The following is a 24,106-nucleotide window of genomic DNA, read 5'->3' as shown; positions in this document are numbered from 1 at the left end:
GAGTGAGCAAGATCGTGGCTCTGGGTGCGTATAGTTAATGCGGCCTTAACCTTCCCCCCGATAGTCTGACATCCGAATCTGCCGGAGTGCGTCATGCGCCCGGCCAGTCCATGACAGACGGGGAACGAAGCATGCGTTCAGGGGCTTCAGCACCGCTCGCGCTGACCGATACGGGGCACGGCATCCAGGCATTCGCGCGGCGCCAGGTCGGGCGGCTGGTCGGCGCCGGCCTGTTTGCGCTGGTCGCCTTTGGCGTCGCGGCGCTGGCGACCTGGAACGTCGCCGATCCCAGCTTCTCGCACGCCACCGACAACATCGTCACCAACGCCATGGGCTATGCGGGCGCGGTATTCTCCGACCTCGCCATGCAGTTCTTCGGCCTTGCCGCGGTTGCCGCCCTGGTGCCGGCGGTGATCTGGGGCTTTCTCCTGTTTTCGGCGCGCGGCGTCGACAGGCTGCCGAAGCGCGGCCTTGCCTGGTTCGGCTTCGCGCTGCTCGCGGCGGCGATGGCCGGCTGCGTGGTGCCGCCCAAGACGTGGCCGTTGCCGACCGGCCTCGGCGGTGTGTTCGGCGACATGGTGCTCAATATTCCGGGCCTGGTCATTGGCGGCTACCCGACCGGCATCGTTGCCAGCATCATTGCCATGGTGCTCATTGCGCCGGCGCTGTGGCTGTTTACCTATGGCTCGGCGCTGATTGCGCGCAAGAACGGCTTTGCCGTCATGGAGCGCACCGCGGAGCCCGATCCCCGAGAGGACGACCTGCTCTTCGACGAAGACGAGGACGAGGGCGACGAGGGGATACTGGCGCTCGGCGCCGTTACCCACTGGTGGCTGTCTTTCCGCGCCTGGATGCATCGCCGGGCTGTGCGCCGCCAGCAGGAGCGCGACGAGTTCGAGCCGGAGATGGAGCAGCGCTCCACCGCATGGCGCCGCGCCGCCGAACGGGTCGAATCGGCGGAATTCGCCGAAGCGCGGATGAGCCCGGATGGCCGCGCCCGCGTCGAGCCGGAGTTCTTCGCCGCCATGGTCAATGACCGCAGCGTTTCCGTCGATCCGGACGATGACGACGTCCTCGATGCCGGTTTCGACAATGGCGACGAGGAGGTCGAACTCGACGACGAGCCGGTCCAGCGCCGTGCCGCGACGAACGCCAAGGTGCAGAACTTCCGCTCCGATGCAGCGACCCGCGTCGCCGCACCTGCGCCGCGTCCCGCTCCCGGCGCGCGCGTCCAGCGCGAGGCGCAGACCTCGCTGATCGGCTCGGAAACATTCGAAATGCCGTCGCTGCATTTCCTGTCGGAGCCGAAGAACGTGGTGCGCGACGCCAGCCTGTCCAAGGACGCACTGGAGCAGAATGCGCGCCTGCTCGAAGGCGTTCTGGAGGATTTCGGCGTCAAGGGCGAGATTATCGCGGTACGGCCCGGCCCGGTGGTCACGCTCTATGAGTTGGAGCCGGCGCCCGGCATCAAATCGTCGCGCGTCATCGGCCTGTCCGACGACATCGCCCGCTCGATGAGCGCGATTGCCTGCCGCGTCGCCGTGGTGCCCGGCCGCAACGCCATCGGCATCGAATTGCCGAATGCCAAGCGCGAGACCGTCTATCTCCGGGAGATCCTGGCCAGCCGCGATTTCGAGACGACCAAGTCCAAGCTGGCGCTGGCGCTGGGCAAGACCATCAATGGCGAGGCGGTGATCGTCGACATCGCCAAGATGCCGCATGTGCTGGTCGCCGGCACCACCGGCTCCGGCAAGTCCGTCGCCATCAACACCATGATCCTGTCGCTGCTCTACAAGCTGACGCCGCAGGACTGCCGGCTGATCATGATCGACCCGAAGATGCTCGAACTCTCCGTCTATGACGGCATCCCGCACCTGCTGACCCCGGTGGTCACCGACCCGAAGAAGGCCGTGGTGGCGTTGAAGTGGACGGTGCGCGAGATGGAGGACCGCTACCGCAAGATGTCCAAGGTCGGCGTGCGCAACATCGACGGCTTCAACGCGCGCGTGCAGTTGGCTGAAAAGAAGGGCGAAAAAATCTCGCGCACCGTGCAGACCGGCTTCGACCGCCAGACCGGCGAGGCGATCTACGAGACCGAGAACCTCGATCTCGAGCCGATGCCCTACATCGTCGTCATCATCGACGAGATGGCCGATTTGATGATGGTCGCCGGCAAGGACATCGAAGGCGCGGTGCAGCGCCTGGCACAGATGGCGCGCGCGGCCGGCATCCATGTCATCATGGCGACGCAGCGTCCGTCGGTCGACGTCATCACCGGCACCATCAAGGCCAATTTCCCGACCCGTATCTCCTTTCAGGTGACGTCGAAGATCGACAGCCGCACCATTCTGGGCGAGCAGGGCGCCGAGCAGCTGCTCGGCATGGGCGACATGCTGTACATGGCCGGCGGCGGCCGCATCCAGCGCGTGCACGGCCCGTTCGTCGCCGACGACGAGGTCGAGAAGATCGTCGCCCATCTGAAGCTGCAGGGCGTGCCCGAATATCTCGACGCCATCACCGAGGATGACGGCGAGGACGATGACGAGCCGTCGGGCAAGGGCGGCGCTGGTGGTGGCGGCAACAGCAATTTCGAGGATTCCGACGATCCCTACGACCAGGCGGTCTCGGTCGTGCTGCGCGACGGCAAGGCGTCGACCAGCTATATCCAGCGCCGGCTCGGCATCGGCTACAACCGCGCCGCCTCGATCATCGAGAAGATGGAGAAGGAAGGCATTGTCGGCCCGGCCAACCATGCCGGCAAACGCGAAATTCTGGTGCCGACCGAGGACGACAAGTTCTGATCAGCCGATACGGCCCGGCGGCAACCTTGAACCTTTTGGCGCGTTACAGCGACTGAGCGCTGTCCGGCCCGCCAAACTTAAGTCTAACTGGGGGTCCACGGACTGCAACGAGACACACACCACACGAGAGTGACCGGCATGAAAAACGATCTTTCCGCGATCAGCGATTTCGCTCCAAACCGTCGCCAGTTGCTCGGCCTTGGCCTGATGCTTGCCGGCGCCGCGGCCATCAACGTCGTGCCGGGGTTCCAGCTCCTGGCCTCGGCGCAGGCGGCGGTGCCGCCGACGGCGCAAAAGATCGCCGACCATTTCTCCTCGGTCAAATCGATGAGCGGCGAGTTCGTCCAGTTCGGCCCCAACAACCAGCAGACCGGCGGCAAGTTCTTCCTTGAGCGGCCAGGCAAGATTCGCTTCAACTATGACGGCAAGTCGAATTTCCGGGTGATTTCCGACGGCAAGTCGGTGGTCATCCTCAACAAGCGGCTGAAAACGTCCGATCTCTATCCGTTGTCGAAGACGCCGCTGAAGCTGTTGCTCGACACCAAGATCGACCTCTCGGGGGGCCGCGTGAAATCGATCAAGGAAGAGAGCGACCTCACCACCATCCAGCTTGCCGACAAGTCGGTGTTCGGCAATTCGAAGATCACTATGATGTTCGATCCGAAATCCTATGATCTGCGCCAGTGGACCATCACCGACGCGCAGGGCAAGGACACCACGGTGATGATCTACAACACCAAGGAAGGCGTCAGCTTCCCTGCGGACACCTTTGCCATCGACTATGCGGCGAACCGCGAGCTGAACACCAACCAGCGCTAGATGCGGTGAGGCCGGCCTGCAAATGGCGATCTCCTGCGCTTCCGGCGCTCACGTGGTTTAAGTACGCTCCGCTCCGGTTCTCGGAGACCACCATTTTCGACTCGGCCTGACCTGAATCAGGGCCGCCGCCCGCAAAGGCTGGCTTGTGTTTGTGGCGCTCGGCTGGCAGTAGATCGGCGACCTTGTTCGGATCGCCGCATGCCCTTCTCCATCGCCACCTGGAACATCAATTCCGTGCGCCTGCGCATGCCGATCGTCGAGCGGCTGCTGACGGAGCAGGCGCCCGATGTGCTTTGCCTGCAGGAGACGAAGGTTCCCGACGAGCTGTTTCCGGAAAAGGTGCTCCGCAAGGCCGGCTACGAGCACATCGCATTCCATGGCCAGAAGGGCTATCACGGCGTTGCGACGGTGGCGCGGCGGCCGATCGAGATTGTCGAGAAACGGCGCTTCTGCGAGATCGATGACAGCCGGCATCTGTCGGTCAAGGTGCAGGCCGGCGGCAAGGCAATCCTGGTCCACAATTTCTACGTGCCGGCCGGCGGCGACGAGCCCGATCCGGAGATCAACCGCAAGTTCCGCCACAAGCTCGATTTCGTTGCCGAGATGAACGCCATCCACGCCGCGCATGACGAGGTGTCGGCTTCGATCCTGGTCGGCGACCTCAACATCGCGCCGCAGGAGCACGATGTCTGGTCGCACAAGCAATTGCTCAACGTCGTCAGCCACACGCCGGTCGAGACGCAAAATTTCGACGCGATGCGGATCGCCGGCGACTGGGTCGACCTGATGCGGCTCGACGTGCCGCCAGAGCAGAAGCTCTACACCTGGTGGAGCTATCGCGCGCGGGACTGGGAAGCCTCGAACCGCGGCCGCCGGCTCGACCATGTCTGGTCGTCACCGAACCTGGTGCCGAGCTTTGCCGGCTATGAGATCCTGCGAGAGGCGCGTGGCTGGGAGCGGCCCTCGGACCATGTGCCGGTGATTGCGCGGTTCGACCTGGATTAGGCGTGTCGATATTCAGGTGAGGCCGGCCTCCAATGGCCGATACCTGCGCTTCCGGTGCTCGCGTACTTTGAGTACGCTCCGCTCCGGTTCTCGGTATCAGCCATTTTCGACTCGGCCTGACCTGAATCTCGACACACCCAAGCGTGAGCGCGGTCGCGGGGACCTACCCGCCAAACCTTGGGGCCAACTTCTCGATGCGGGCGATCATCGCCTGAAAATCATCGAGGATGCGCTGGTGCAGTTTCACCGCCACTTCGGGATATTCCTCCAGGATGCGGCGAAACATCTTGCGGCTCAACCTTATCACTTCCGAATCGGTCTCGGCCGAGGCGCTGGTCAGCCGTCTTGAGTCGGCGATCAGCGCCAGTTCGCTGAGGATCGTGCCGGGGCCGGCGGTGCCGATCGGGATGCGGCCGCCACCCTGCTCCCGGTAGAGCACGATGCGGCCACTGACCACGATATAGGCCGAGTCGGCTTCGTCATCCTCGCGGTACAGCTTGCGGTCGGCCTGCAGATGGGTGGCTTCGGCGCCGAAGGCGAGCAGGCGCAGCTGTTCCTGCGTGAAACCCTCAAAGAGCTTCACGGCGGACAGGATGCGGATGTCGTCATCCAGCGCCATCTCTAGCTGCGTCCCCGAACGGTCAGTCCAATCCCTCCCTTAGAGCGCCGCGTGTCCAATTGAACGCGCAAAGGACGCTCTAACACTTCAATCTGCGCAGCGGGCCGATCCAGGCTCCCCCAGCCGGATCCTCCCCGAAACAGTCCCGCCCCGACCGCTTATTGAACAATGAAAAGTTTAAGGAACCAGCTTGTAGCCGCCGCTTTCTGTCACAAGAATTTCAGCATTGGAAGGATCGCGCTCGATCTTCTGGCGCAGCCGGTAGACGTGAGTTTCCAGCGTGTGCGTGGTGACGCCGGAATTGTAGCCCCACACTTCCTCGAGCAGGACGTCGCGCGTCACCACCTTCTGGTCGGCTCGATAGAGATATTTGATGATCGAGGCTTCCTTCTCGGTCAGCCGCACCTTGCCGCCGCGCTGGTCGATCAGAAGCTTCTGGCTGGGCTTGAACGTGTAGGGCCCGACCGAAAAGGTGGCGTCTTCGCTCTGCTCGTGCTGGCGCAGTTGTGCGCGTATGCGGGCGAGCAGCACGGCGAAGCGGAACGGCTTGGTGACATAGTCGTTGGCGCCGGCCTCGAGGCCCAGAATTGTGTCGGAATCGGTATCGTGGCCGGTCAGCATGATGATCGGCGCCTTGTAGCCGCCCTTGCGCAGGATCTTCACCGCCTCGCGGCCATCCATGTCGGGCAGCCCGACGTCCATGATGAGCAGGTCGATGAGCCCGCCGCGCGCCGCGGCGACGCCTTTGGCGGCGGTCGCTTCCTGCAAGACGTCGAATTCTTCGTAAAGGGCCAGTTGCTCGACGAGGGTTCCGCGCAGGTCGTCATCGTCGTCAACGATCAGAATGGTACGTGATGTCATGGATCAATCCATTGTTTTGAAAAGAATTTTCAGTTGACCGCCCCCCATTTATGCGGAAGCTGACCGGCGCAACAGTCCGATCACAGTGATTTGTTCCGTGACACGATCATACAAGAAAAAACGCGATCGCAATGCAGCCGGCGCAATTTTGCCGAAAGGGCTGCGTGTGCTGGTGGTTCGGGCGAGGCCGGGCAACCCCAGCCAGGGGATATTGCAGGCCGGCAGCAAGGTGTTTGCCTGCGCGCTCGGACGCGGCGGCATCTCGGCCAACAAGCGCGAAGGCGACGGTGCGACGCCGCTTGGCGAGATGCGGATTTTGTCAGGATATTTTCGGGGCGATCATTTCGCGGCCGGCCGCAAAACCCGGCTGGCGATGGCGCCGATCGGCGCCGATCTCGGCTGGTGCGAGGTGCCGGACGACCGCAACTACAACCGGCCGGTGAAAATCCCCTATGGCGCCAGCCATGAGCGAATGCGGCGCGACGACCGCCTCTATGACGCCTGCCTGGTGCTCGACTGGAACATGGCGCCGCGCCGGCGCGGCCGTGGCAGCGCCATCTTCTTCCATCTGGCGCGCCCAGGCTTCACACCGACGCAAGGCTGCGTGGCGGTGACAGCGCGGACAATGGCGCGGCTGTTGCCGCTGGTGTCGGACCGGACGGTGGTGAGGGTGGTGAGGTAGGGAGTAGGGAGTAGGGAGTAGGGAGTAGGGAGTAGGGAGTAGGGAGTAGGGAGTAGGATGGTCTCGGCGTCGTTTCAATCCTTCACTACTCACTACTCACTACTCACTACTCACCATTGCCTAACGCCTTCTCGGCTTCTGCCACCCAGTGTCCAGCAATCCAAGCCGGCCGAGTTCCCGGTCCACGGCCCGCGTCACGTCCTTGCGCTGCGCGCCGACGTCGCGCAACTGGCGATCCGACAGATCCTCCACGTCCTGGCGCGGCAGGTTGATGGCGACTTTCGCCTGGCGAAGCCAGTCCGTTACGGCATGCAACCAGTTCGAGCGAGCTGCTGGCGAGTTCAAAACGAAGATGGACATGATGCGCTCCCGTGTTCCGCCGGATATCAAATCCGGCTTGATGGTGTTTCGATGGATGCATCATGCCGCATTGAAATACATGAGAGAAACGAGTAGTTCTTTTCGGATCGTCAAGTTTTATTTGAGGATACGTTGATGTCCCGTCTGTTGCCCGGAACGCGCGCGCTGAGGACTCTGGAAGCCGCCGCCCGCCACCTCAATTTCACCCGCGCTGCCGACGAGCTCGGGCTGACGCCGGCGGCGGTCAGCCACCAGATCAAGGAAATCGAGGATCAGCTCGGGCTGGTGCTGTTCACGCGAACCAGTCGTACCATCCGGTTGACCGAGGCAGGTACGGTGCTGTTCGAGGCCTCGATCGATGCGCTCGACCTGCTCAACCGGGCGGTGTCGCGGGCGCGCAAGCTGACGCGCGGCACGGCATTGCTGAAGGTAACGCTCGACGCGCAGTTCGCGTCAAAATGGCTGATGCGGCGCGTCGACGATTTTCGCAAACTTCAGCCCAGTATCGAGCTGAGGTTCGACATCGGCTACGAAGTGCGCGATTTCGAACTCGACGACGTCGATGTCGGCATCCGGTTCGGGGTCGGCAAGTATCCGGGGCTTCGCGCCCATCGCCTGTTCGACAACATCCTCATTCCGGTGTGCAGCCCGAGCCTGCTGACCTCCGGCCCGCCGCTGCGCGAACCGCGCGACCTCTTCAACCACACGCTTGCCCATATCGAATGGTCGCGCCAAGGCGTGACATGGCCGAACTGGCGCATGTGGATGGCGGCGGCCGGCATCAACGATTTCGACGACAGCCGGACTATCGTGTTTGAAACCTCTACCGATGCCGTGCAGGCGGCGCTCGACGGCAATGCCGTGGCGCTCGCCGAGTTCGCCATGGTGGCAAACGACCTTTCCCAGGGAAGGCTGGTGCAGCCCTTTGAACTCGGTCTGCGCGTGGGGCCGGAGTTCGGCTACTTCCTGGTCTATCCCGAGAGCACTGCCAACGATCCGCGCATCATCGCTTTCCGCGAATGGATCCTCGACGAAGTCGCCAGGACGCAGACCTGACGACTTCTGCAGGCCTCAGCCGGCGACCGGCGTCCCGAACCAGCCGATCACCGCGCCGATGATCAACAGCACGCCGAGCCAGTGGCCGCCGTCGATCAGGGTCAGGTCCCAGCCGAAATTCTCATAGCGATGGTTGGCCGTCAGCGTCGTGGCGACGAAACCCAGCCAGAGGACGAAGCCGAAGACCAGCCCTGCGACAAGGACCGGCTCGCCGCCCGTCATCGCGCCGACGACCAAGGCCAAGACCAGCGCCATGATCAGCTCGGCGATGAAGGAGATGATGAAGGGCAATATTGATTTCTTTGACGTTGACGGATCGATCCTGGCCGCCCTCATCCAAGGCTTGCTGAGGACCGTGTACCAGACCGCGCCAAACAGCCACGCCGCGACGGCCGCAACAACCACCGCCAGCCAGTTCACCACTGAAAAATCCATAAAGCCCTCCCCTCAAGCATGCCGCCCAAAGCCTGACGGTTCTGGGATAACGACATGCGTATTCTTCAAATCAATGCGCGATGGAACGCCTGTTCGGCAATGCCGTCAAGCGAGGCGCCACACCGTGGTGCGCTTGACCACGGCGTCCTCCAGCGCCCGCGTCACCGCCACTTCGTAGACGGCGAGCGGCTCCAGTCCCGCCTTCGGCATGTAGGAGCGGCCCGGATCGCCGACGAGGATGTCAGCGCCGCGCGCCTTCAGTGTCGAAAACCACGGCATCAGCGTGTCGGCGAAGGATTTGTCGTAGAAGACGTCGCCGGCCAGCACCACGTCCCAGCCGGCGTCGGTGCCGATGCAGTCCGTGCCGCAAAAGTCGATGGCAACGCCATTGGCCTCTGCGTTGAGGCGGATCGCCGTTTCGCAGAACGGGTCGATGTCGGCGGCGATCACGTGCGCCGCACCCGCCTTGGCGGCGGCGATGGCGACAAGGCCGGAGCCGGAGGCGAAGTCGAGCACGCGTTTGCCCCGCACATCCGACGGATTGTCCAGCACGTAACGGGCAAGGCCCTGACCGCCGGCCCAGGCAAAGGCCCAGAACGGCGGCGGCAGGCCGATTTCAATCAGCTCGTTCTCCGTGCGCTGCCAGAGGTCATGCGCTTCGTCGGCAAGATTGAGGACAATCTCCGGCACATGCGGCGGCGACATAAGCGCCGTGTTGTCGAGAATGAACTTTTTCGCGCTGTTCGGCGTGAGGACCGTCACGGAGCCGGCGTCAGGCCGCCCATGCGGCAGACTTCCTTCCATTCGGCCGGCGTCACCGGCTGTACGGAAAGCCGTCCAAGCCGCACCAGCGCCATCTCGGCAAGCTTCGGATTTGCCTTGACCTGCTCCAGCGTCGGCGGGTTCGGCACGTCCTTGAAGGCGCGGATGTCGACGCATTCCCAGCGCGGATCGTCGGTGGTGCTGTCGGGATGGGCAAGCCCGCAGACTTCGGCAATGCCGACGACGTTCAGCCCTTCATTGGAGTGATAGAAGAAGCCGAGATCGCCGATCTGCATCGCCTTCATGTTGTTGCGCGCTGCATAGTTGCGCACGCCGTCCCACTGCGTGCCGGCCTTGCCCTTGGCCTTCAGCGCCTCGAAGGAGAAGACCGAAGGTTCGGATTTGAACAGCCAGTAGTTCATGTCTTTGCTCCAACTACTATTTTTTGCGCAATTCCGGACGGAAAACCGTTCCACACTTTTCCTGGGATCGCTCTAGGCGCCGTCGGAACTAACTAGCCGCCGGCTTGTTGAAGGTCCAGTTCCACTGGCGGATTTCGACACTTTCGAACAGCCCGGCCTTGGCATAGGGGTCGGCAGCCGACAGCGCCTGCGCACCGGCGAGATCGGGCGCTTCGACGACGACGAGGCTGCCATTGGGCTTGCCCTCGGCGTCGAGGAACGGGCCGGCAAAGGCCAGTTTGTTGTCGGCGTTCAGGCCTTCGAGAAAGGCGACGTGGACCGGCCGCGTGTCGACCCGCACCTGCAGGCTGCCGGGCTTGTCCTTGCAAATCAACGCAAACAGCATGTTAAACTCCGGTTTGTTAGGGGATCAGAGGTCGGTTTCGGTCTTCAGCGGCCGGGTCATCAATGCCGTGACAGCCTGCCGAATGGTGATCGTGCCGTCCAGTATCGCCGACACCGCAGCGATGATCGGCGCGTCGATGTCGCGCTCGGTGGCGATGCGGGCGGCGATCGCCGCCGTCGGCACGCCTTCGGCGAGCGGCAGTCCCGCCAAGGGCTTGCCTTGCCCCAGCGCCAGCCCATAGGCGAAATTGCGCGACTGGGCCGAAGAGCAGGTGAGCAAAAGGTCGCCGAGGCCGGAAAGCCCCATCAGCGTCTCCGGCTTGGCGCCGAAGGATGCGCCGATGCGGCGCAGTTCGACGAAGCCGCGTGTCACCATGGCGGCCTGCGCGCTGGCGCCGAGCCCAGCGCCGGTGACGGCGCCAGCGGCAATGGCGAACACATTCTTCAAAGCACCGCCGATCTCGACGCCGATCAAATCGTCGCTGGAATAGCAGCGCAGATTCTGCGCCGAAAAGCGCGAGGCAAGCTCGGCCGCCAAGGCGTCGTCGCGTGCAGCAACCACGACAGCGGTCGGCAGACCCCTGGCGACGTCGGCGGCAAAGCTGGGACCGGACAGGGCCGAAACCGGAGTTTCGGGCAGAATCTCCTCAACGATCGCCGACAGCAGCGCGCCGGTGTCGCGCTCAATGCCTTTGGCGCAGAGAACCAGCGGGATGCCTTTCGGCATATGGGGCTTTGCCGTCGTCAGCATGGCGCGCAGCGCCTGCGCCGGCGCCACGGCCAGCGCGCAATCGGCATCGGTCAGGGCCGTGCCGATATCGCTCGTCGCCGCAATGCCTGTTTCAATGGCGATGCCGGGGAGATAACGCGAGTTCTCGCCGCGGCGGATCGCGGAAACCGTCTCTTCGTCGCGGGCGTAGAGCCGGACATCGTGACCGGCGCGCAGCATCGCCAGCGCCAGCGCCGTGCCCCAGGCGCCGCCGCCGAGCACGGCGACGCGCCAGCCGGTTCTGTCCCTGCCGCTTGTGTTGCCGGCGCTCATGCTTTTGCTCCGCGCCGGCCGGAGCCGACCATCGGGGCCGAAATGCTGTCCAGCGGCCAGCGCGAACGCGGCACGAAATCGAAGCCGTTCTCTTGCGACAGGCCTGCCCGCAACCGCTCGATCCCGGCCCAGGCGATCATCGCCGCATTGTCGGTGCAAAGCTTCAGCGGCGGCGCGACAAAGGCGAAGCCGGCCTCGGCGCACTGCTTCTGCAGCGTCGCCTTGATCGCTCTGTTGGCGGCGACGCCACCGGCAACGACCAGCGCCGGCTCGGCCTTGTCCGGAAATTCGTCGCGGAAGCGGGCCAGCGCGCGGGCCACGCGGTCGCCAAGTGCGTCGGCTACCGCCGCCTGGAACGAGGCGCAGATGTCGGCGACATCCTGCTCGCTTAGCGGCTGGATGGCGGTCGCCGCCTGGCGCACGGCGGTCTTGAGGCCGGAGAAGGAGAAATCGGGCTGCGCCGAGCCCCTCATCGGCCGCGGAAAGGCAAAGCGCGTCGCATCGCCCGACATTGCCGCCTTTTCGACGTTCGGGCCGCCGGGATAGGGCAGGCCGAGCATTTTGGCCGTCTTGTCGAAAGCTTCGCCGAGCGCGTCGTCGATGGTCGTCGCCCAGCGCTGGTAGTCGCCGACGCCGCGCACGGCGACGATCTGGGTGTGGCCGCCGGAAACCAGCAGCAGCAAATAGGGAAAGTCGAGCCCGTCGGTCAGCCTTGCGGTCAATGCGTGGCCTTCGAGATGGTTGATGGCGATCAGCGGCTTGCCGGCGGCCGCTGCAATCGCCTTGGCCGTCATCAGGCCGACGATCAGTCCGCCGACCAGGCCGGGGCCCGTAGTGGCGGCAATGGCGTCGATGTCGGCCAGGGCTACGCCCGAATCCGCAAGAGCGGCCTCGACAATGCCGTCCAGCGCCTCGACATGGGCACGCGCGGCGATCTCCGGCACGACGCCGCCGAAGGCGGCGTGCTCCTCGATCTGGCTGAGCACGATGTTGGACGCAATCACCGGCACGGAATCGCCGTCCAGCGTCACCACGCTGGCGGCGGTCTCGTCGCAACTCGTCTCAATGCCCAGAACGCGGATCAATTCGTCGCTGTCTCCAGAGATTGTGTCGCCGGACTTTCCTAGTTAGTAGAGGCGGGCCTCGTTAGAGAGCGCCGGAAACGCAAAGCCAGCCGGGGGTTATCACGGACCGCGCGCCATGCAAACTTTGAAAATAGGAACACGCGGCAGCCCGCTGGCGCTCGCCCAGGCGCATGAGACGCAGGCGCGGCTGATGGAAGCGCATGGCATGCCGGCGGAAGCCTTCGAGGTCGTCGTCATTTCGACCAGCGGCGACCGCATCCAGGACCGGCCGCTGTCGGAAGCCGGCGGCAAGGGGCTGTTCACCAAGGAAATCGAAGAGGCGCTGCTGGCCGGCACGATCGATATCGCCGTGCATTCCTCCAAGGACATGCCGACAGTGCTGCCGGTCGGGCTGGAGCTGTCCGCCTTCCTGCCGCGCGAGGATGCGCGGGACGCCTTCATCGGCAAGGCGGTGAAGCGCATTGTTGATTTGCCGCAAGGCGCCAAGGTCGGGTCGTCTTCGCTCAGGCGCCAGGCGCTGATCCGGCGCATGCGGCCGGACCTAGACGTGGTCATGTTCCGCGGCAATGTGCAGACCAGGCTGCGCAAGCTGGAGGAAGGCGTCGCCGAAGGCACGATCCTCGCTTATGCCGGGCTGAAGCGGCTCGGGCTCGGCCATGTCGTCACCGATCTGATGCCGCTCGATGCTTTTCCGCCGGCGCCGGGACAAGGCGCAATCGGCATCGAAACCCGCATCGGCGACAGCGAGGTCGAAAAGATGCTGGTGGCCATCCATGATGTGCCGACAGGCCAGGCGCTGGCCTGTGAGCGCGCCTTCCTGGCGGCGCTCGATGGCTCCTGCCGCACGCCGATCGCCGGCTATGCGACGATATCGGGCGGCAGGCTGGTTTTCGCCGGGCTGATCATTTCGCCCGATGGCACGCAATCGCATGAGGTCAAGGCCGAAGGCTTGGCGCTGGATGCCGCTGACATCGGCACGGACGCGGCCAGGATGGTGCGGGTCAAAGCGGGCGAAACCTTCTTCGACGGCTGGGTCTGATATGCGTGTCCTGGTGACGCGGCCGCAACCTGGGGCGTCGCGAACCATGCGGCGGCTGCAGGAATTGGGATTTGAGCCGCTCCTTCTGCCGCTGACCGAAACGGTGACACTGCGGGTTGGCGCCGATGCTGCGAGCGACAATGCCGTGGCCGTCGCTGTGACCAGCGCAAATGCGGTGCGGCATGCGCCGAAAGAACTCATTCGTGCGCTCGCCGCCTTGCCTTGCCATGCCGTCGGACGCAGGACGGCTGAAGCGGCACGTTCGACAGGGTTCTTGTCGGTCAGTGAAGGGGCGGGCGACGCCGAGCGGCTGGCCGAGGCGATTGCTGCCGGCCTTTCCGGCAAGGCGGTCGTCTATCTCACAGGGCGCGTGCGGTTTCCGGCATTCGAGGCGCGGCTGCGAAAGGCCGGCGTCGAGGTCCGCACCGTCGAAACCTACGACACGATTTCGCTCGATTATTCCGATGCTGAAATCCGTACACGCCTGTCCGATCAGGCGGTCGACGCGGTGCTGCTCTATTCAGCCAAGGCGGCGGCAGCGTTGCAGGCCTTGGCCAGCCGGGCGGAACTGCGCGATCTCTTTGAAAACATGCAGGCTTTTGCGCTCTCCGAGCGCGTGGCAGCGGCGTTTGACAATGCCGCCGGCAAAAAAATACGCATTGCGCGGGAACCGCAGGAGGAGGCGCTGCTTGAGCTGTTGCACCGCGGCGACTGAGCGCCGTGTCATCACGCCGCCCCTTTTCACCTGATGATGATGTGCTAGACCATTTTTCAAACCATCACGCGCCGTCGGGCGCCCAGACGAAGCAGGATTGCGGAGCCCAGGCATGGTCAAGACGCCGAAGATGCGACATTCGAAAAGCCGCCGCGAGCCGGTGACCATCGAACTCGAACCCGGCGCTGTCTCGCGCATTGCCGATGCGGATGCCGCCAAGACGGATGTCGCCAACTCGGACGACGTCGAGGCCCCGGCAGGGTCGGTTGCGGCTGAGGATGCCGCTGCCATGGCCAATGCGCAGCCGGAGACGCCTGACGAGCCCGTTCATGCCGATCAAGCCGATCTCGAGCCGTGGGAGCACTCCGACGCCGCGGCGCAGGCCGCTCCCGAAAGCGCCGATGCCAAGGCGTCCACCCAGGCGGAGCAGCCTTACCCCACCGCTTCGGATGCGCCACCGCGCGCCAGAACCTCCGACTACAGTTTCGAGGATGCCTCGCCCAAGCCGGGTGCACCCAAGGAAACCCCAAGGACAGCCGGGAACCAGCCCATGGCCGCGCAACCGAAGCGCACGAGCGGCATTGCCGCCGGCATCATCGGCGGTGTCATCGCGCTGGCTGCCGCCGGCGGGCTGCAGTTTGCCGGCGTGCTTGGCGCTCCGGGCTCAGGGGCGGGCACGGTCTCGCTCGACGGCGTCAATGGCGAGATCGCTTCGCTGAAGCGCGAAATCGCCGACCTCAGGGAAGCCAGCGGCAATGGCGCCGCAACGGCCAAGGTCGACGGGCTGTCTTCGGCGCTGGATCAGGTCAAGGCCGATGTCGCATCGCTGAAATCGGCGGTCGAAAGGGGCGGCCCCGGCGACAATGCCGGGCTTACCTCGCTTGGCGACAAGGTCAAGCAGATCGAGACCGCGGTCGCCGCCCTTGGCCAAGCCGGTGGTGCAGCGCCCGTCGATCTCGCGCCGCTCAATGAAAGACTGGCGGGCCTCGACGCACTGGTGAAATCGGCCGGTGAGGCAGCCAAGACGCAGGAAGGCAAGATCGCCGCGCTGGAGCAGTCGGTGACGCAGCTCGCCGGCAAGGTCGATGCGCAGGCCTCGCAGCCAAAGATCGCGATGGCCATCGCCGCTTCGGCCTTGAAGGCGGCGCTTGACCGCGGCGCGCCGTTCGCCGCCGAGTTGGAGACCTTCGCGGCGATCTCGCCCGCTGCACCGCAGATTGCAGCGCTGCGCCCCTACGCTGAAAAGGGCGTCCCGACCCGCACCGAGATCGCCGGCGAGGCCGACGCCGCGGCCAATGCGATGGTCGCGGCGGCGACGCCGGTCGATGAAAATGCCGGCTTCTTCCAGAACCTTTTGTCGAGCGCCGAATCGCTGGTCAAGGTCCGGCCGATCGGCGCCGTCGAAGGCGCCGGCGCGCCGGAAACCGTGGCGCGCATCGAAGTGGCGGTCAATCAGGGCGACTACGCCAAGGCGCTCAGCGAATACGCAACGCTGCCGGATGCGGTCAAGGCTGCCGGCGCCGACTTTGCCGGCAAACTGAAGGCGCGCATCGACGTCGAGACGCAGGTCGACGCGCTGATTGCAGGTGCGATGAAGGCATGAGGACGACACGATGATCCGCATTCTCATCTTTCTCGCCGCCGTCTTCGCCCTCGGTCTGGGCTTTGCCTGGCTGGCCGATCGTCCCGGCGAGATGGTCGTTACCTTCAACGGTTACCAATACCAGGTCAGCCTGATGGTGGCGGCGGTGGCGATCGTTGCCGTCGTCGCAGCGGTGATGATCGTCTGGTGGCTGATCAAGTCGCTGTGGAACAGCCCATACACGATCTCGCGCTATTTCCGCGTCCGCCGCCGCGACCGCGGCTACCAGGCGCTGTCGACCGGCATGATCGCAGCCGGCGCCGGCGACGGCGCGCTGGCCCGCAAGAAGTCCAAGGAAGCCGCCAAACTGATCCGCTCCGACCAGGAGCCGCTGATCCAGCTGCTCGAAGCGCAAGCCTCGCTGCTCGAAGGCGACCATGAGGGCGCGCGCGAAAAATTCGAGGCCATGCTCGACGACCCCGAAATGCGGCTGCTTGGCCTGCGCGGGCTCTATCTCGAAGCCGAACGGCTCGGCGACCGCAACGCGGCGCGTCACTATGCCGGCCGCGCCGCTTCCGTCGCGCCGCAACTGGCTTGGGCCGCCGAATCGACGCTGGAGGATCTGACCGGGCGCGGCGACTGGGACGGCGCGCTGAAGCTGGTGGAGGCGCAGAAGTCGACCAGGCAGATCGAACGCGACGCCGCCAATCGCCGCCGCGCTGTGCTGTTGACCGCCAAGGCGCAGGCGCTGACCGACAGCGACCCCAATGCAGCCAAGGCAGCCGCTCTCGAGGCCAACAAGCTCGCGCCCGATTTCGCGCCGGCTGCGGTTGCAGCCGCCAATCTTCTGTTCAAACAGAACGATGTGCGCAAAGGCTCGAAGATCCTTGAGGCAGCCTGGAAGGCGGAGCCGCATCCCGAGATCGCCGAGCTCTACACCCATGCAAGGCCGGGAGATGCCGTGGTCGATCGTCTCAACCGGGCGAAGAAGCTGCAGGAGCTGAAGCGCAACAATGCCGAATCGTCGATGACGGTGGCGCGAGCCGCGCTCGATGCGCAGGATTTTTCCACCGCCCGCCGGGAGGCGGAAGCGGCGATCCGCATGGATCGCCGGGAAGGCGCTTACCTGCTGCTGGCCGATATCGAGGAGGCAGAGACCGGCGACCAGGGCAAGATCAGGCAATTGCTGTCCAAGGCGGTCCGCGCGCCGCGCGATCCGGCCTGGGTCGCCGACGGCGTCGTCTCCGAACGCTGGGCGCCGGTATCGCCGGTCAGCGGCAAGCTCGACGCTTTCGCCTGGCGCGCGCCGATGGAGCGGCTGGGCCAGCTCATCGACAGCCATGAAGACGAAGCCGATGTTCCTGTGCTCGCGGCACCTGCCAAGCCGGCAAAGGAAGCCGAAGTGATCGATCATCCCGCCGTCGCCAAGACGATCAGCGAGGCGCCGACCGAGCCGAAGCCTGCTGTGGGCGACGACCAGATCACGCCGGTCACCGCCGCCGCTTTCGCCGCAATACCAAACGACGCCGAACCCGTCGAACCTGCCGAGGAACTGGCTCGGCTGCCCGACGACCCTGGCGTCGACCCCGACGACGAAGCGGAGAAGTCACCGCGCCGCTTCCGCCTGTTTTGATCCCTGAAGCATGATCCCAAAAAGTGGATATCAGTTTTTGGAAAAGATCATGCTCCAATGAAGTAAGTGAGCACCATGTTCGAACGCGTCCTGGCCTTTCTGAAAGACCTGCCCTCCGGGGCTGGGGCTCGCGCGAATGCGGACGATCCGCGCGTTGCGGCGTCGGCTTTGCTCTATCATGTGATGAATGCCGACGGCGTGCGCCAGGATGTCGAGTGGGAGCGGTTCAAGCAGGTGCTGGCGCAGAGCTATTCGATCAGCGGCGACGAGCTCGATGCACTGGCTGCCGCCGGCGAGCGCGCCGACAATGAGGCGATCGACCTCTATGCCTTCACCAGCGTCTTGAAGCGCCATCTCGACGCCGAGGCGCGCAAGGCTTTCATCGGCCTGATGTGGGAAATCGTCTATGCCGACGGCGAACTGCATGAACTGGAGGACAACACCGTCTGGCGCGTTGCCGAACTGATCGGCGTCGAGCGCCAGGATCGCGTCGAGGCGCGCCGCAAGGCGGCGGCCGCCGCGCCCGACGCCAGCGGAACGTCGAGCGACGAATAGGATTCCGCCTTTCCATGCCGCCCAGACCGAGCTCGAAACCAAAAGTCCTGATCGTGCTGCATCAGGAGACTTCGAGCCCCGGCCGGGTTGGCCACATGCTGCTCGAGGAAGGTTTCGACCTCGACATCCGCCGGCCGCCTCTCGGCGACAGCCTGCCGGAGACGCTGGAGGGACACGCCGGCGCCGTGGTGTTCGGCGGGCCGATGAGCGCCAATGACGAAGATGAGTTCGTCCGCCGCGAGACCAACTGGCTCAATGTTCCGCTAAAGGAGAACCGGCCCTTCCTCGGCATCTGCCTTGGCGCGCAGATGCTGGCCAATCATCTCGGCGGCAAGGTCGAGGGGCATGGCGAGGGGCTGGTCGAGATCGGCTGGTATCCGCTGAAGCCGACCGAAGCCGGCAAGAAGCTGCTGCCTTGGCCCGACATGGTCTACCAGTTTCACCGCGAAGGCTTTTCGCTGCCCAGGGATGCGACGCTGCTGGCGACTGCGGAAACCTACCCCAACCAGGCTTTTCGCTATGGCGACAATGCCTGGGGCATCCAGTTCCATGGCGAACTGACCCGGTTGATGATGCAGCGCTGGGTGGTGCGCGGCGCGCACCGTTTCGAATTGCCCGGCGCGCAGCCCGGCCGCGACCATCTCGGCGGCCGGCTGATCTGGGATATGCACCTCAAGCGCTGGCTGAGCGAATTTTTGAGCCTGATCTTCGGCAAGCCTACTGAGGGATAGAGCAAAATCCAACTACTCTGAACGGCCGAGCTTGCCCAAAGACGACTTACCTCTGGGAGGCGTGTACGATGGATCCGGGACCTTAGCCCGTTCCCGCAGATTTGGATTGCGCCCCAAACACTCCGATGGATCGAAAAACTCCGTGGCGCATTTAAGCTTCGGCTAATAACGGCCCCAGGAGAGAACCAATGAAGAAGACGCTGCTCATTTTGAGCCTACTCATTCCGCTCGCGGCATGCTCCCGCACCGAACAAGGCGCTGCCGTCGGTGGTTTGGGTGGCGCAGCTGTAGGCGCAGCAGTGGCCGGCGACCCGGTAAAAGGGGCGGTTGTTGGCGGGGCGGTCGGAGCGCTGGCCGGGGCGGTCATCGGGCACGCCAGCGAAGCCGGCCAGTGCAGATATCGCGGTCGGAACGGTCGAGTTTACGTTGCTCAGTGCCCGGACGGCTACTGATCTCAAAGACGCGTGATCTCTTTCGATCACGCGTCTTTTCGGGGTAGGATAACTGAATGGCATATAACAGCAAAAGACTGCGGGCTTTCTGGTTCGCCGTTGTCAGCGCTGTCGCGATAAACGCCGAACTTTCGACCGCGGCCTTGGCCGCACCTGTAGAAGCGAAGACGATTGCCGATCACTTCTCATCGGTAAAGTCCATGTCCGAGGACTTTGTCCAGTCGGGCCCAAGAGCGGAAAGGACCAAAGGGAAATTTTTCCTCCAGCGGCCGGGCAAGATCCGGTTCAACTATGCAGGCCAATCAGGGGTCAGCGTAATTGCAGATGGAAAATCCTTGGTGGTCTATAACAAGAAGCTCAAGACATCGCGGCTTTATGCTCTCTCGAAGACGCCGCTCAAGCTGCTCCTCGACAATCAGGTCAACTTTTCCGGCAATCGCCTCAAAAGTATCAAGGACGATGGCGCCCAGGTGATCATCAGGCTGGCCGACAAGTCGGCCTTCGGCAATTCGAATATCACTATGGTGTTTGACAGGGAATCGCTCGACTACGCAGATGGACCCTGACTGACGAGAGGGGCCTTACCTCGACAGTCACCATATCCAACGTGAAGCAGGGCGTTCGCGCTCCTGCGGGCACCTTCACTATCGACTATGCCGCAAACCGTGAATTCAACACCAAAACGAAATAGTCGGCAGCGCCACGAACTGCCCGTGTAACACTACTCGGCGGCCGTCTCCGACGGCACCTCTGCTGGTGCCGAAGGCTCGGCCTCCGCATGCGGCTTGCGCCGTGAAAACAGCGACCTTAGCGTGACGTAGAACACCGGCGTCAGGAACAGGCCGACGAAAGTGACGCCCAGCATGCCGGAGAACACCGCGGTGCCGAGCGACTGGCGCATTTCCGCGCCCGGGCCCGTCGCGATCATCAGCGGCACGACGCCGAGGATGAACGAGAAGGCGGTCATCAGGATCGGCCGCAGCCTGAGCCGGCAGGCTTCGACGGCAGCCTCGGCGGCCGACAGGCCGCGTTCCTGCGCCTGCCGCGCGAATTCGACGATCAGGATCGCGTTCTTGGCGGCAAGTCCGATCAGCACGATGAGGCCGATCTGCACGAGGATGTTGTTGTCCAGCCCTCGGAACGACACGCCGAGCAACGCCGCGAGCACGCCGAGCGGCACCACCAGCACGATGGCGAACGGCAGCACCCAGCTTTCATATTGCGCCGCCAGCGCCAGGAACACGAACAGCACCGACAGTCCGAAGATATAGACAGCGGCATTGCCGGTGTTGCGCTCCTGATAGGCGAGTTCGGTCCATTCGTAGGAGGTACCGGCCGGCAACGTCTGTGCCGTGATCTCTTCCATCTTGGCAAGCGCATCGCCGGTGGAAACACCGGGCGCGGCGTTGCCCTGCAGCGGCACGGAGACGTACATGTTGTAGCGCTGGACCAGCGCCGGGCCGGTGACGTCGCGGATCTCGATCAACGTGCCCAGCGGAACCAGCGCGCCGGTCGCCGAGCGCACCTTCAGTTTCAAGATGTCGGCGCGATCGAGGCGGAACGCCTGGTCGGCCTGCGCGCGCACCTGGTAGACGCGCCCGAATGCGTTGAAGTCGTTGACGTAGGCGGTGCCCAGATTGATCGACAGCGTCTCGAAGATGTTGGGGATCGGCACGTTCAGGATGCGCGCCTTGTCGCGATCGATCGCCAGGAAGAATTGCGGGCTGGACGCGGAGAAGGTGGTGAACACGCCGGTCAGCCCCGCCGTCTTGTTGGCCTTGCCGGCAATTTCATAGGCAAGCGCCAGGATCTGCCGCATGTCGGCGCTGTTGCGCTCCTGGATCTGCAGCTTGAAGCCGCCGGCATTGCCGACGCCGCGGATCGGCGGCGGCGGCAGTGCGATAATGAAGGCTTCCTTGATGCTTTGCAGGCTGCCGAACAAATTGCCGATGACCTGGGTCGCGGACTGGCCGGCTTCCAGTCGCTCGTCAAACGGCTTGAACCTGGCGAAGATCACGCCCGCGTTGCTGGCATTGGTAAAGGTGGCACCGGAGAAGCCGGCGAAGGCGACCGCGTAGTCGACGCCCGGCGTTTTCTGGATGATCTGCGACGCCTGCTGGATGACGGCATCGGTCCGCGATAGCGAGGCGCCGTCCGGCAACTGGACGACGACGATCGCATAGCCCTGGTCGAGCGACGGAATGAAACCGCGCGGCACCGTCTGAACCATATAGACCGTGGCGTAGATGAGGGCCGCGAAAACGGCCAGCGTGGCGGCGATCGCTATCCGCGAGCCGACCAACACGCGCACGATGCTCGAATACCAATGGGCGACCTTTTCGAAGCCGCGATTGAAGCCGTCGGCGAGCGCCCGTCCGAACCGCGCCAGGAAAAAGCGCGGCGGCGCCGCAGCAGTGTGGTGCGGCTTGAACAGCAGCGCGGCCAAGGCCGGCGAGAGCGTCAGCGAATTGAATGCCGAGATTGCCGTCGACACCGCGATGGTGATCGCAAACTGCAGGTAGAACTGCCCGGAAATGCCGGGAATGAAGGCTGTCGGCACGAACACCGCTATCAGCACCAGCGAGATCGCGATGACCGCCGTTCCGACTTCGTCCATGGTCAGATGCGACGCCGGATTGGGCGCCAGCCCGCTGGCGATATTTCGCTCGACGTTCTCGACCACGACGATCGCATCGTCGACGACGATGCCGATGGCCAGCACGAGGCCGAACAGCGTCAGCATGTTGAGGGAGAAGCCGGCGGCGTAAAGCACCGCCAGCGTGCCGATCAGCGACACGGGGATCGCCACGATCGGCACGATCGCCATGCGCCACGATTGCAGGAAGACGATGATGACGATGATGACCAGAACCATCGCCTCGAGGATCGTCTTGTAGACCTCCTGGATCGACTCGGCGACGAACTCGGTCGGATTGTAGACGATGTCGTAGCTCAATCCCTTCGGGAAGTCCTGGGAAAGCTCCTTCATCTTGTCCTGGATCTCCGCGGCTGCGGCGAGCGCATTGGTGCCTGGCCGCTGGAAGATGGCGAGCGCCACCGCCGGTTTGCCGTTGAGATAGGAGTTGGTGACGTAATCCTTGGCGCCGAGCTCGATGCGCGCCACGTCCTGCAGCTGGATCAGGCGGCCGTCTTCGGCCGATTTGACGATCACGTATCGGAAGTCGCGTGCGTCGTTGAAGCGGCCTTGCGTGGTGACCGTGTACTGGAACGCCGTGCCGGTATTGGTCGGCGGCGCGCCGATGGAGCCGCCCGACACCTGGACGTTCTGGTCGCGCAGCGCCTGCACCACATCGCCCGAGGTCATCCCCAGGGCGGACAGTTTTTCCGGATCGAGCCAGATGCGCAGCGAATATTCGCGTTCGCCAAAGATGATGAGGTCGCCGACGCCGTCCAACCTGAGCAGTATGTCGCGCACCCGCGAGCGGGCGTAGTTCGAGACGTAGAGCTGGTCGTAGGTATTGTCGGGCGACAGCATGTGCACGACCATCATCAGGTCGGGCGAGCTCTTGATGGTGGTGATGCCGAGGCGGCGGACTTCTTCGGGCAGGCGCGGCTCGGCGACCGACACGCGGTTCTGTACCAGCACCTGCGCCTGGTCGAGATCGGTGCCTAGCTTGAAGGTGATGGTCAGCGCCATCGCCCCGTCGCCGGACGAATAGGACGACATGTAAAGCATGCCCTCGACGCCGTTGATCTCCTGCTCGATCGGCGTTGCCACCGTCGCTGCGACCGTCTCGGCGTCGGCGCCCGGGTACTGGGCGCGAACGACGATGGTCGGCGGCGCGATCTCGGGATATTGCGCGATCGGCAGCTGGGTATAAGCAATCCCGCCGAGGATCAGGAGGACGATCGAAACCACCGATGCGAAGATCGGACGGTCGACGAAGAAATGGGCGAACCTCATTGCTGCAACCCGGCGGTCTCGACCTTGGGCGGCAACGTCACCATCTCGACTTTCACCTTGGTGCCGGGCCTGGCGTGCATCAGCCCGTTGACGATGATCGTCTCGTCGCCGGTCAGGCCCGCGCGGATCACCCGGTAGCCGTCGAGAAGCGGGCCGGTGCGCACGGGCTTCGCCGACACCATCCCGGCCTCATCCACCAGGTACACGATGCGGCGATCCTGATCGGCGCCGACCGCCTCGTCGGGCACCAGGACGCCGCTATGCGGCAGCGACCCCGGCACGTTGATGCGCCCGAACATGCCTGGCTGGAGAACGCCGTCGGCGTTGGCAAACCTTGCACGCACCCGCATGGTGCCGGTCGCGTTGTCGATCCGGTTCTCGGCAAAATCGAGCTTGCCCTTGAATACCGCCTCCGCGCGGTCGGCGACGCGAACCACCACCTCGAGCCCGCCGGCGCCTTCCTGCATGCTGCCGCCGCGCTCCTTCGCGTCGCGGGCGTAGCTGAAATACAGGCGCTCATCGACGTCGAAATAGAAGTCGATCGGATCGCGCGTGACGATGGTCGTCAGCAAGGTGGAATCCGGCTGCACGAGGTTGCCGACCGACACCAGCCGGCGGTCGATGCGGCCGGACAAGGGCGCCTTGATCTCGGTGAACTCCAGGTTCAGGTTGGCCGTCGTCAGCGCAGCCGTCGCGCCTTGCATCTGCGCCTGCGCCGAAAGGTATTCCCGCCGACGGTCGTCGACCGTCGCGGCCGAGATATTGCCGGTCTTGGCGAGTTCATCGGCGCGATCCAGCTGCATCTTGGAGAATTCGAGCAGGGACTTGGCGACGTCTACTTGCGACTTGGCGGCATCGTAGGCCGCCTGGTACGGACGCTGGTCGATGGTGAAGAGCAGGTCGCCCTTGTTGACCAGTGCGCCGTCCTGGAAGCTGATCTTGTCCAGATAGCCGCTGACGCGCGAACGGATGGCGACCTCGTCGACGGCTTCGAAGCGCCCGACGAACTCATCGTCTTCGACGATTTCACGCACCACCGGCTTGGCCGCCGTCACCACCGGCAGTTGCTGGTCCTGCGCAAACGCGTTGCTGCTGAAAGCCATGCCGAGCAGGAATGCCACTGGGACGGCGGAGCGGGCCA

Annotated in this window: 23 protein-coding genes and 1 pseudogene; 13 read left to right on the top strand and 11 right to left on the bottom strand. The window is 64.2% G+C overall.

Annotation, left to right across the window (positions count from 1 at the left end):
* The first annotated feature begins 131 nt into the window (after positions 1–131).
* The 3 genes from NKI96_RS25345 to xth all read left to right on the top strand — a co-directional run bounded on the left by NKI96_RS25345 (position 132) and on the right by xth (position 4,625).
* The gene (locus NKI96_RS25345) at positions 132–2,801 is read left to right on the top strand and encodes a DNA translocase FtsK (protein WP_352806804.1); all 2,670 of its coding nucleotides are present in this window, start codon (positions 132–134) and stop codon (positions 2,799–2,801) included.
* Positions 2,802–2,939: 138 nt separating this feature from the next.
* On the top strand, positions 2,940–3,620 hold the full coding sequence (locus NKI96_RS25340; protein ID WP_023670496.1) for an outer-membrane lipoprotein carrier protein LolA: 681 nt from the start codon (positions 2,940–2,942) through the stop codon (positions 3,618–3,620).
* A 198-nt stretch (positions 3,621–3,818) separates the two neighbouring features.
* A complete protein-coding gene (xth, locus tag NKI96_RS25335) occupies positions 3,819–4,625 on the top strand; it encodes an exodeoxyribonuclease III (protein ID WP_352806802.1) in 807 nt (268 codons plus the stop codon).
* A gap of 163 nt (positions 4,626–4,788) precedes the next feature.
* On the opposite strand, the gene NKI96_RS25330 is transcribed toward xth, so the two are convergent.
* The gene (locus NKI96_RS25330; RefSeq protein WP_023694482.1) at positions 4,789–5,244 is read right to left on the bottom strand and encodes a cyclic nucleotide-binding domain-containing protein; all 456 of its coding nucleotides are present in this window, start codon (positions 5,242–5,244) and stop codon (positions 4,789–4,791) included.
* 177 nt (positions 5,245–5,421) lie between these two features.
* Complete coding sequence (locus NKI96_RS25325; protein ID WP_023670493.1) at positions 5,422–6,105, bottom strand: response regulator transcription factor; 684 nt, start codon at positions 6,103–6,105, stop codon at positions 5,422–5,424.
* 145 nt (positions 6,106–6,250) lie between these two features.
* Here NKI96_RS25325 and NKI96_RS25320 point away from each other — a divergent pair, with 145 nt between their 5' ends.
* Positions 6,251–6,787, top strand: coding sequence for a L,D-transpeptidase family protein (locus NKI96_RS25320; RefSeq protein ID WP_196813612.1), 537 nt, complete (start codon positions 6,251–6,253; stop codon positions 6,785–6,787).
* Between the two features lie 120 nt (positions 6,788–6,907).
* Here NKI96_RS25320 and NKI96_RS25315 read toward each other — a convergent pair whose 3' ends face one another.
* Entirely contained in the window at positions 6,908–7,147 is a 240-nt protein-coding gene (locus NKI96_RS25315; RefSeq protein WP_023670491.1) for a hypothetical protein, read from the bottom strand.
* A 135-nt stretch (positions 7,148–7,282) separates the two neighbouring features.
* Here NKI96_RS25315 and gcvA point away from each other — a divergent pair, with 135 nt between their 5' ends.
* On the top strand, positions 7,283–8,203 hold the full coding sequence (gcvA, locus tag NKI96_RS25310) for a transcriptional regulator GcvA (RefSeq protein ID WP_023694479.1): 921 nt from the start codon (positions 7,283–7,285) through the stop codon (positions 8,201–8,203).
* Between the two features lie 15 nt (positions 8,204–8,218).
* Here gcvA and NKI96_RS25305 read toward each other — a convergent pair whose 3' ends face one another.
* From NKI96_RS25305 to tsaD, 6 genes are all read right to left on the bottom strand, one after another.
* Positions 8,219–8,638, bottom strand: coding sequence for a DUF1761 domain-containing protein (locus NKI96_RS25305; protein ID WP_023694478.1), 420 nt, complete (start codon positions 8,636–8,638; stop codon positions 8,219–8,221).
* Between the two features lie 105 nt (positions 8,639–8,743).
* The gene (locus tag NKI96_RS25300; RefSeq protein WP_023694477.1) at positions 8,744–9,442 is read right to left on the bottom strand and encodes a class I SAM-dependent methyltransferase; all 699 of its coding nucleotides are present in this window, start codon (positions 9,440–9,442) and stop codon (positions 8,744–8,746) included.
* Positions 9,397–9,822, bottom strand: coding sequence for an EVE domain-containing protein (locus NKI96_RS25295; RefSeq protein WP_023683904.1), 426 nt, complete (start codon positions 9,820–9,822; stop codon positions 9,397–9,399). Before NKI96_RS25295 ends, NKI96_RS25300 begins: the two co-directional genes overlap by 46 nt.
* Positions 9,823–9,910: 88 nt before the next feature.
* The gene (locus NKI96_RS25290; protein ID WP_023670486.1) at positions 9,911–10,207 is read right to left on the bottom strand and encodes a YciI-like protein; all 297 of its coding nucleotides are present in this window, start codon (positions 10,205–10,207) and stop codon (positions 9,911–9,913) included.
* Positions 10,208–10,231: 24 nt separating this feature from the next.
* Complete coding sequence (locus NKI96_RS25285; protein ID WP_023694476.1) at positions 10,232–11,248, bottom strand: NAD(P)H-dependent glycerol-3-phosphate dehydrogenase; 1,017 nt, start codon at positions 11,246–11,248, stop codon at positions 10,232–10,234.
* On the bottom strand, positions 11,245–12,330 hold the full coding sequence (tsaD, locus tag NKI96_RS25280; RefSeq protein WP_196814104.1) for a tRNA (adenosine(37)-N6)-threonylcarbamoyltransferase complex transferase subunit TsaD: 1,086 nt from the start codon (positions 12,328–12,330) through the stop codon (positions 11,245–11,247). Before tsaD ends, NKI96_RS25285 begins: the two co-directional genes overlap by 4 nt.
* Positions 12,331–12,448: 118 nt before the next feature.
* Here tsaD and hemC point away from each other — a divergent pair, with 118 nt between their 5' ends.
* The 8 genes and pseudogenes from hemC (at position 12,449) to NKI96_RS25240 (ending at position 19,731) form a co-directional block, all read left to right on the top strand.
* Positions 12,449–13,372 carry a hydroxymethylbilane synthase gene (gene hemC, locus NKI96_RS25275; protein WP_023694474.1) on the top strand — a complete coding sequence of 308 codons (924 nt, stop codon included), beginning with the start codon at positions 12,449–12,451 and terminating at the stop codon, positions 13,370–13,372.
* 1 nt (position 13,373) lies between these two features.
* On the top strand, positions 13,374–14,087 hold the full coding sequence (locus NKI96_RS25270) for a uroporphyrinogen-III synthase (RefSeq protein ID WP_023687736.1): 714 nt from the start codon (positions 13,374–13,376) through the stop codon (positions 14,085–14,087).
* A 112-nt stretch (positions 14,088–14,199) separates the two neighbouring features.
* Positions 14,200–15,690 carry a COG4223 family protein gene (locus NKI96_RS25265; protein WP_352806798.1) on the top strand — a complete coding sequence of 497 codons (1,491 nt, stop codon included), beginning with the start codon at positions 14,200–14,202 and terminating at the stop codon, positions 15,688–15,690.
* 10 nt (positions 15,691–15,700) lie between these two features.
* The gene (locus NKI96_RS25260; RefSeq protein ID WP_352806796.1) at positions 15,701–17,302 is read left to right on the top strand and encodes a heme biosynthesis protein HemY; all 1,602 of its coding nucleotides are present in this window, start codon (positions 15,701–15,703) and stop codon (positions 17,300–17,302) included.
* Between the two features lie 75 nt (positions 17,303–17,377).
* Positions 17,378–17,857, top strand: coding sequence for a tellurite resistance TerB family protein (locus NKI96_RS25255; protein ID WP_023687738.1), 480 nt, complete (start codon positions 17,378–17,380; stop codon positions 17,855–17,857).
* A 14-nt stretch (positions 17,858–17,871) separates the two neighbouring features.
* Positions 17,872–18,588 (top strand): glutamine amidotransferase, encoded by a 717-nt coding sequence (locus tag NKI96_RS25250; protein WP_023752685.1) that lies wholly within the window; start codon positions 17,872–17,874, stop codon positions 18,586–18,588.
* A 188-nt stretch (positions 18,589–18,776) separates the two neighbouring features.
* The gene (locus NKI96_RS25245) at positions 18,777–19,040 is read left to right on the top strand and encodes a YMGG-like glycine zipper-containing protein (RefSeq protein ID WP_023670477.1); all 264 of its coding nucleotides are present in this window, start codon (positions 18,777–18,779) and stop codon (positions 19,038–19,040) included.
* A gap of 56 nt (positions 19,041–19,096) precedes the next feature.
* Positions 19,097–19,731 (top strand): annotated as a pseudogene (locus NKI96_RS25240) (LolA family protein).
* A 30-nt stretch (positions 19,732–19,761) separates the two neighbouring features.
* Here NKI96_RS25240 and NKI96_RS25235 read toward each other — a convergent pair.
* Positions 19,762–22,965, bottom strand: a complete 3,204-nt coding sequence (locus NKI96_RS25235; protein WP_352806791.1) for an efflux RND transporter permease subunit — start codon at positions 22,963–22,965, stop codon at positions 19,762–19,764.
* A complete protein-coding gene (locus NKI96_RS25230) occupies positions 22,962–24,068 on the bottom strand; it encodes an efflux RND transporter periplasmic adaptor subunit (protein ID WP_023687741.1) in 1,107 nt (368 codons plus the stop codon). The genes NKI96_RS25235 and NKI96_RS25230 overlap by 4 nt, the downstream gene beginning before the upstream one ends.
* Positions 24,069–24,106 lie beyond the last annotated feature (38 nt).

It is taken from the genome of Mesorhizobium sp. M0292 (genome assembly GCF_040321695.1).
GTDB lineage: Bacteria > Pseudomonadota > Alphaproteobacteria > Rhizobiales > Rhizobiaceae > Mesorhizobium.
The sequence above is the reverse complement of the archived record's forward strand: the minus strand, read 5'-3'. Positions and strand labels throughout refer to the sequence as shown.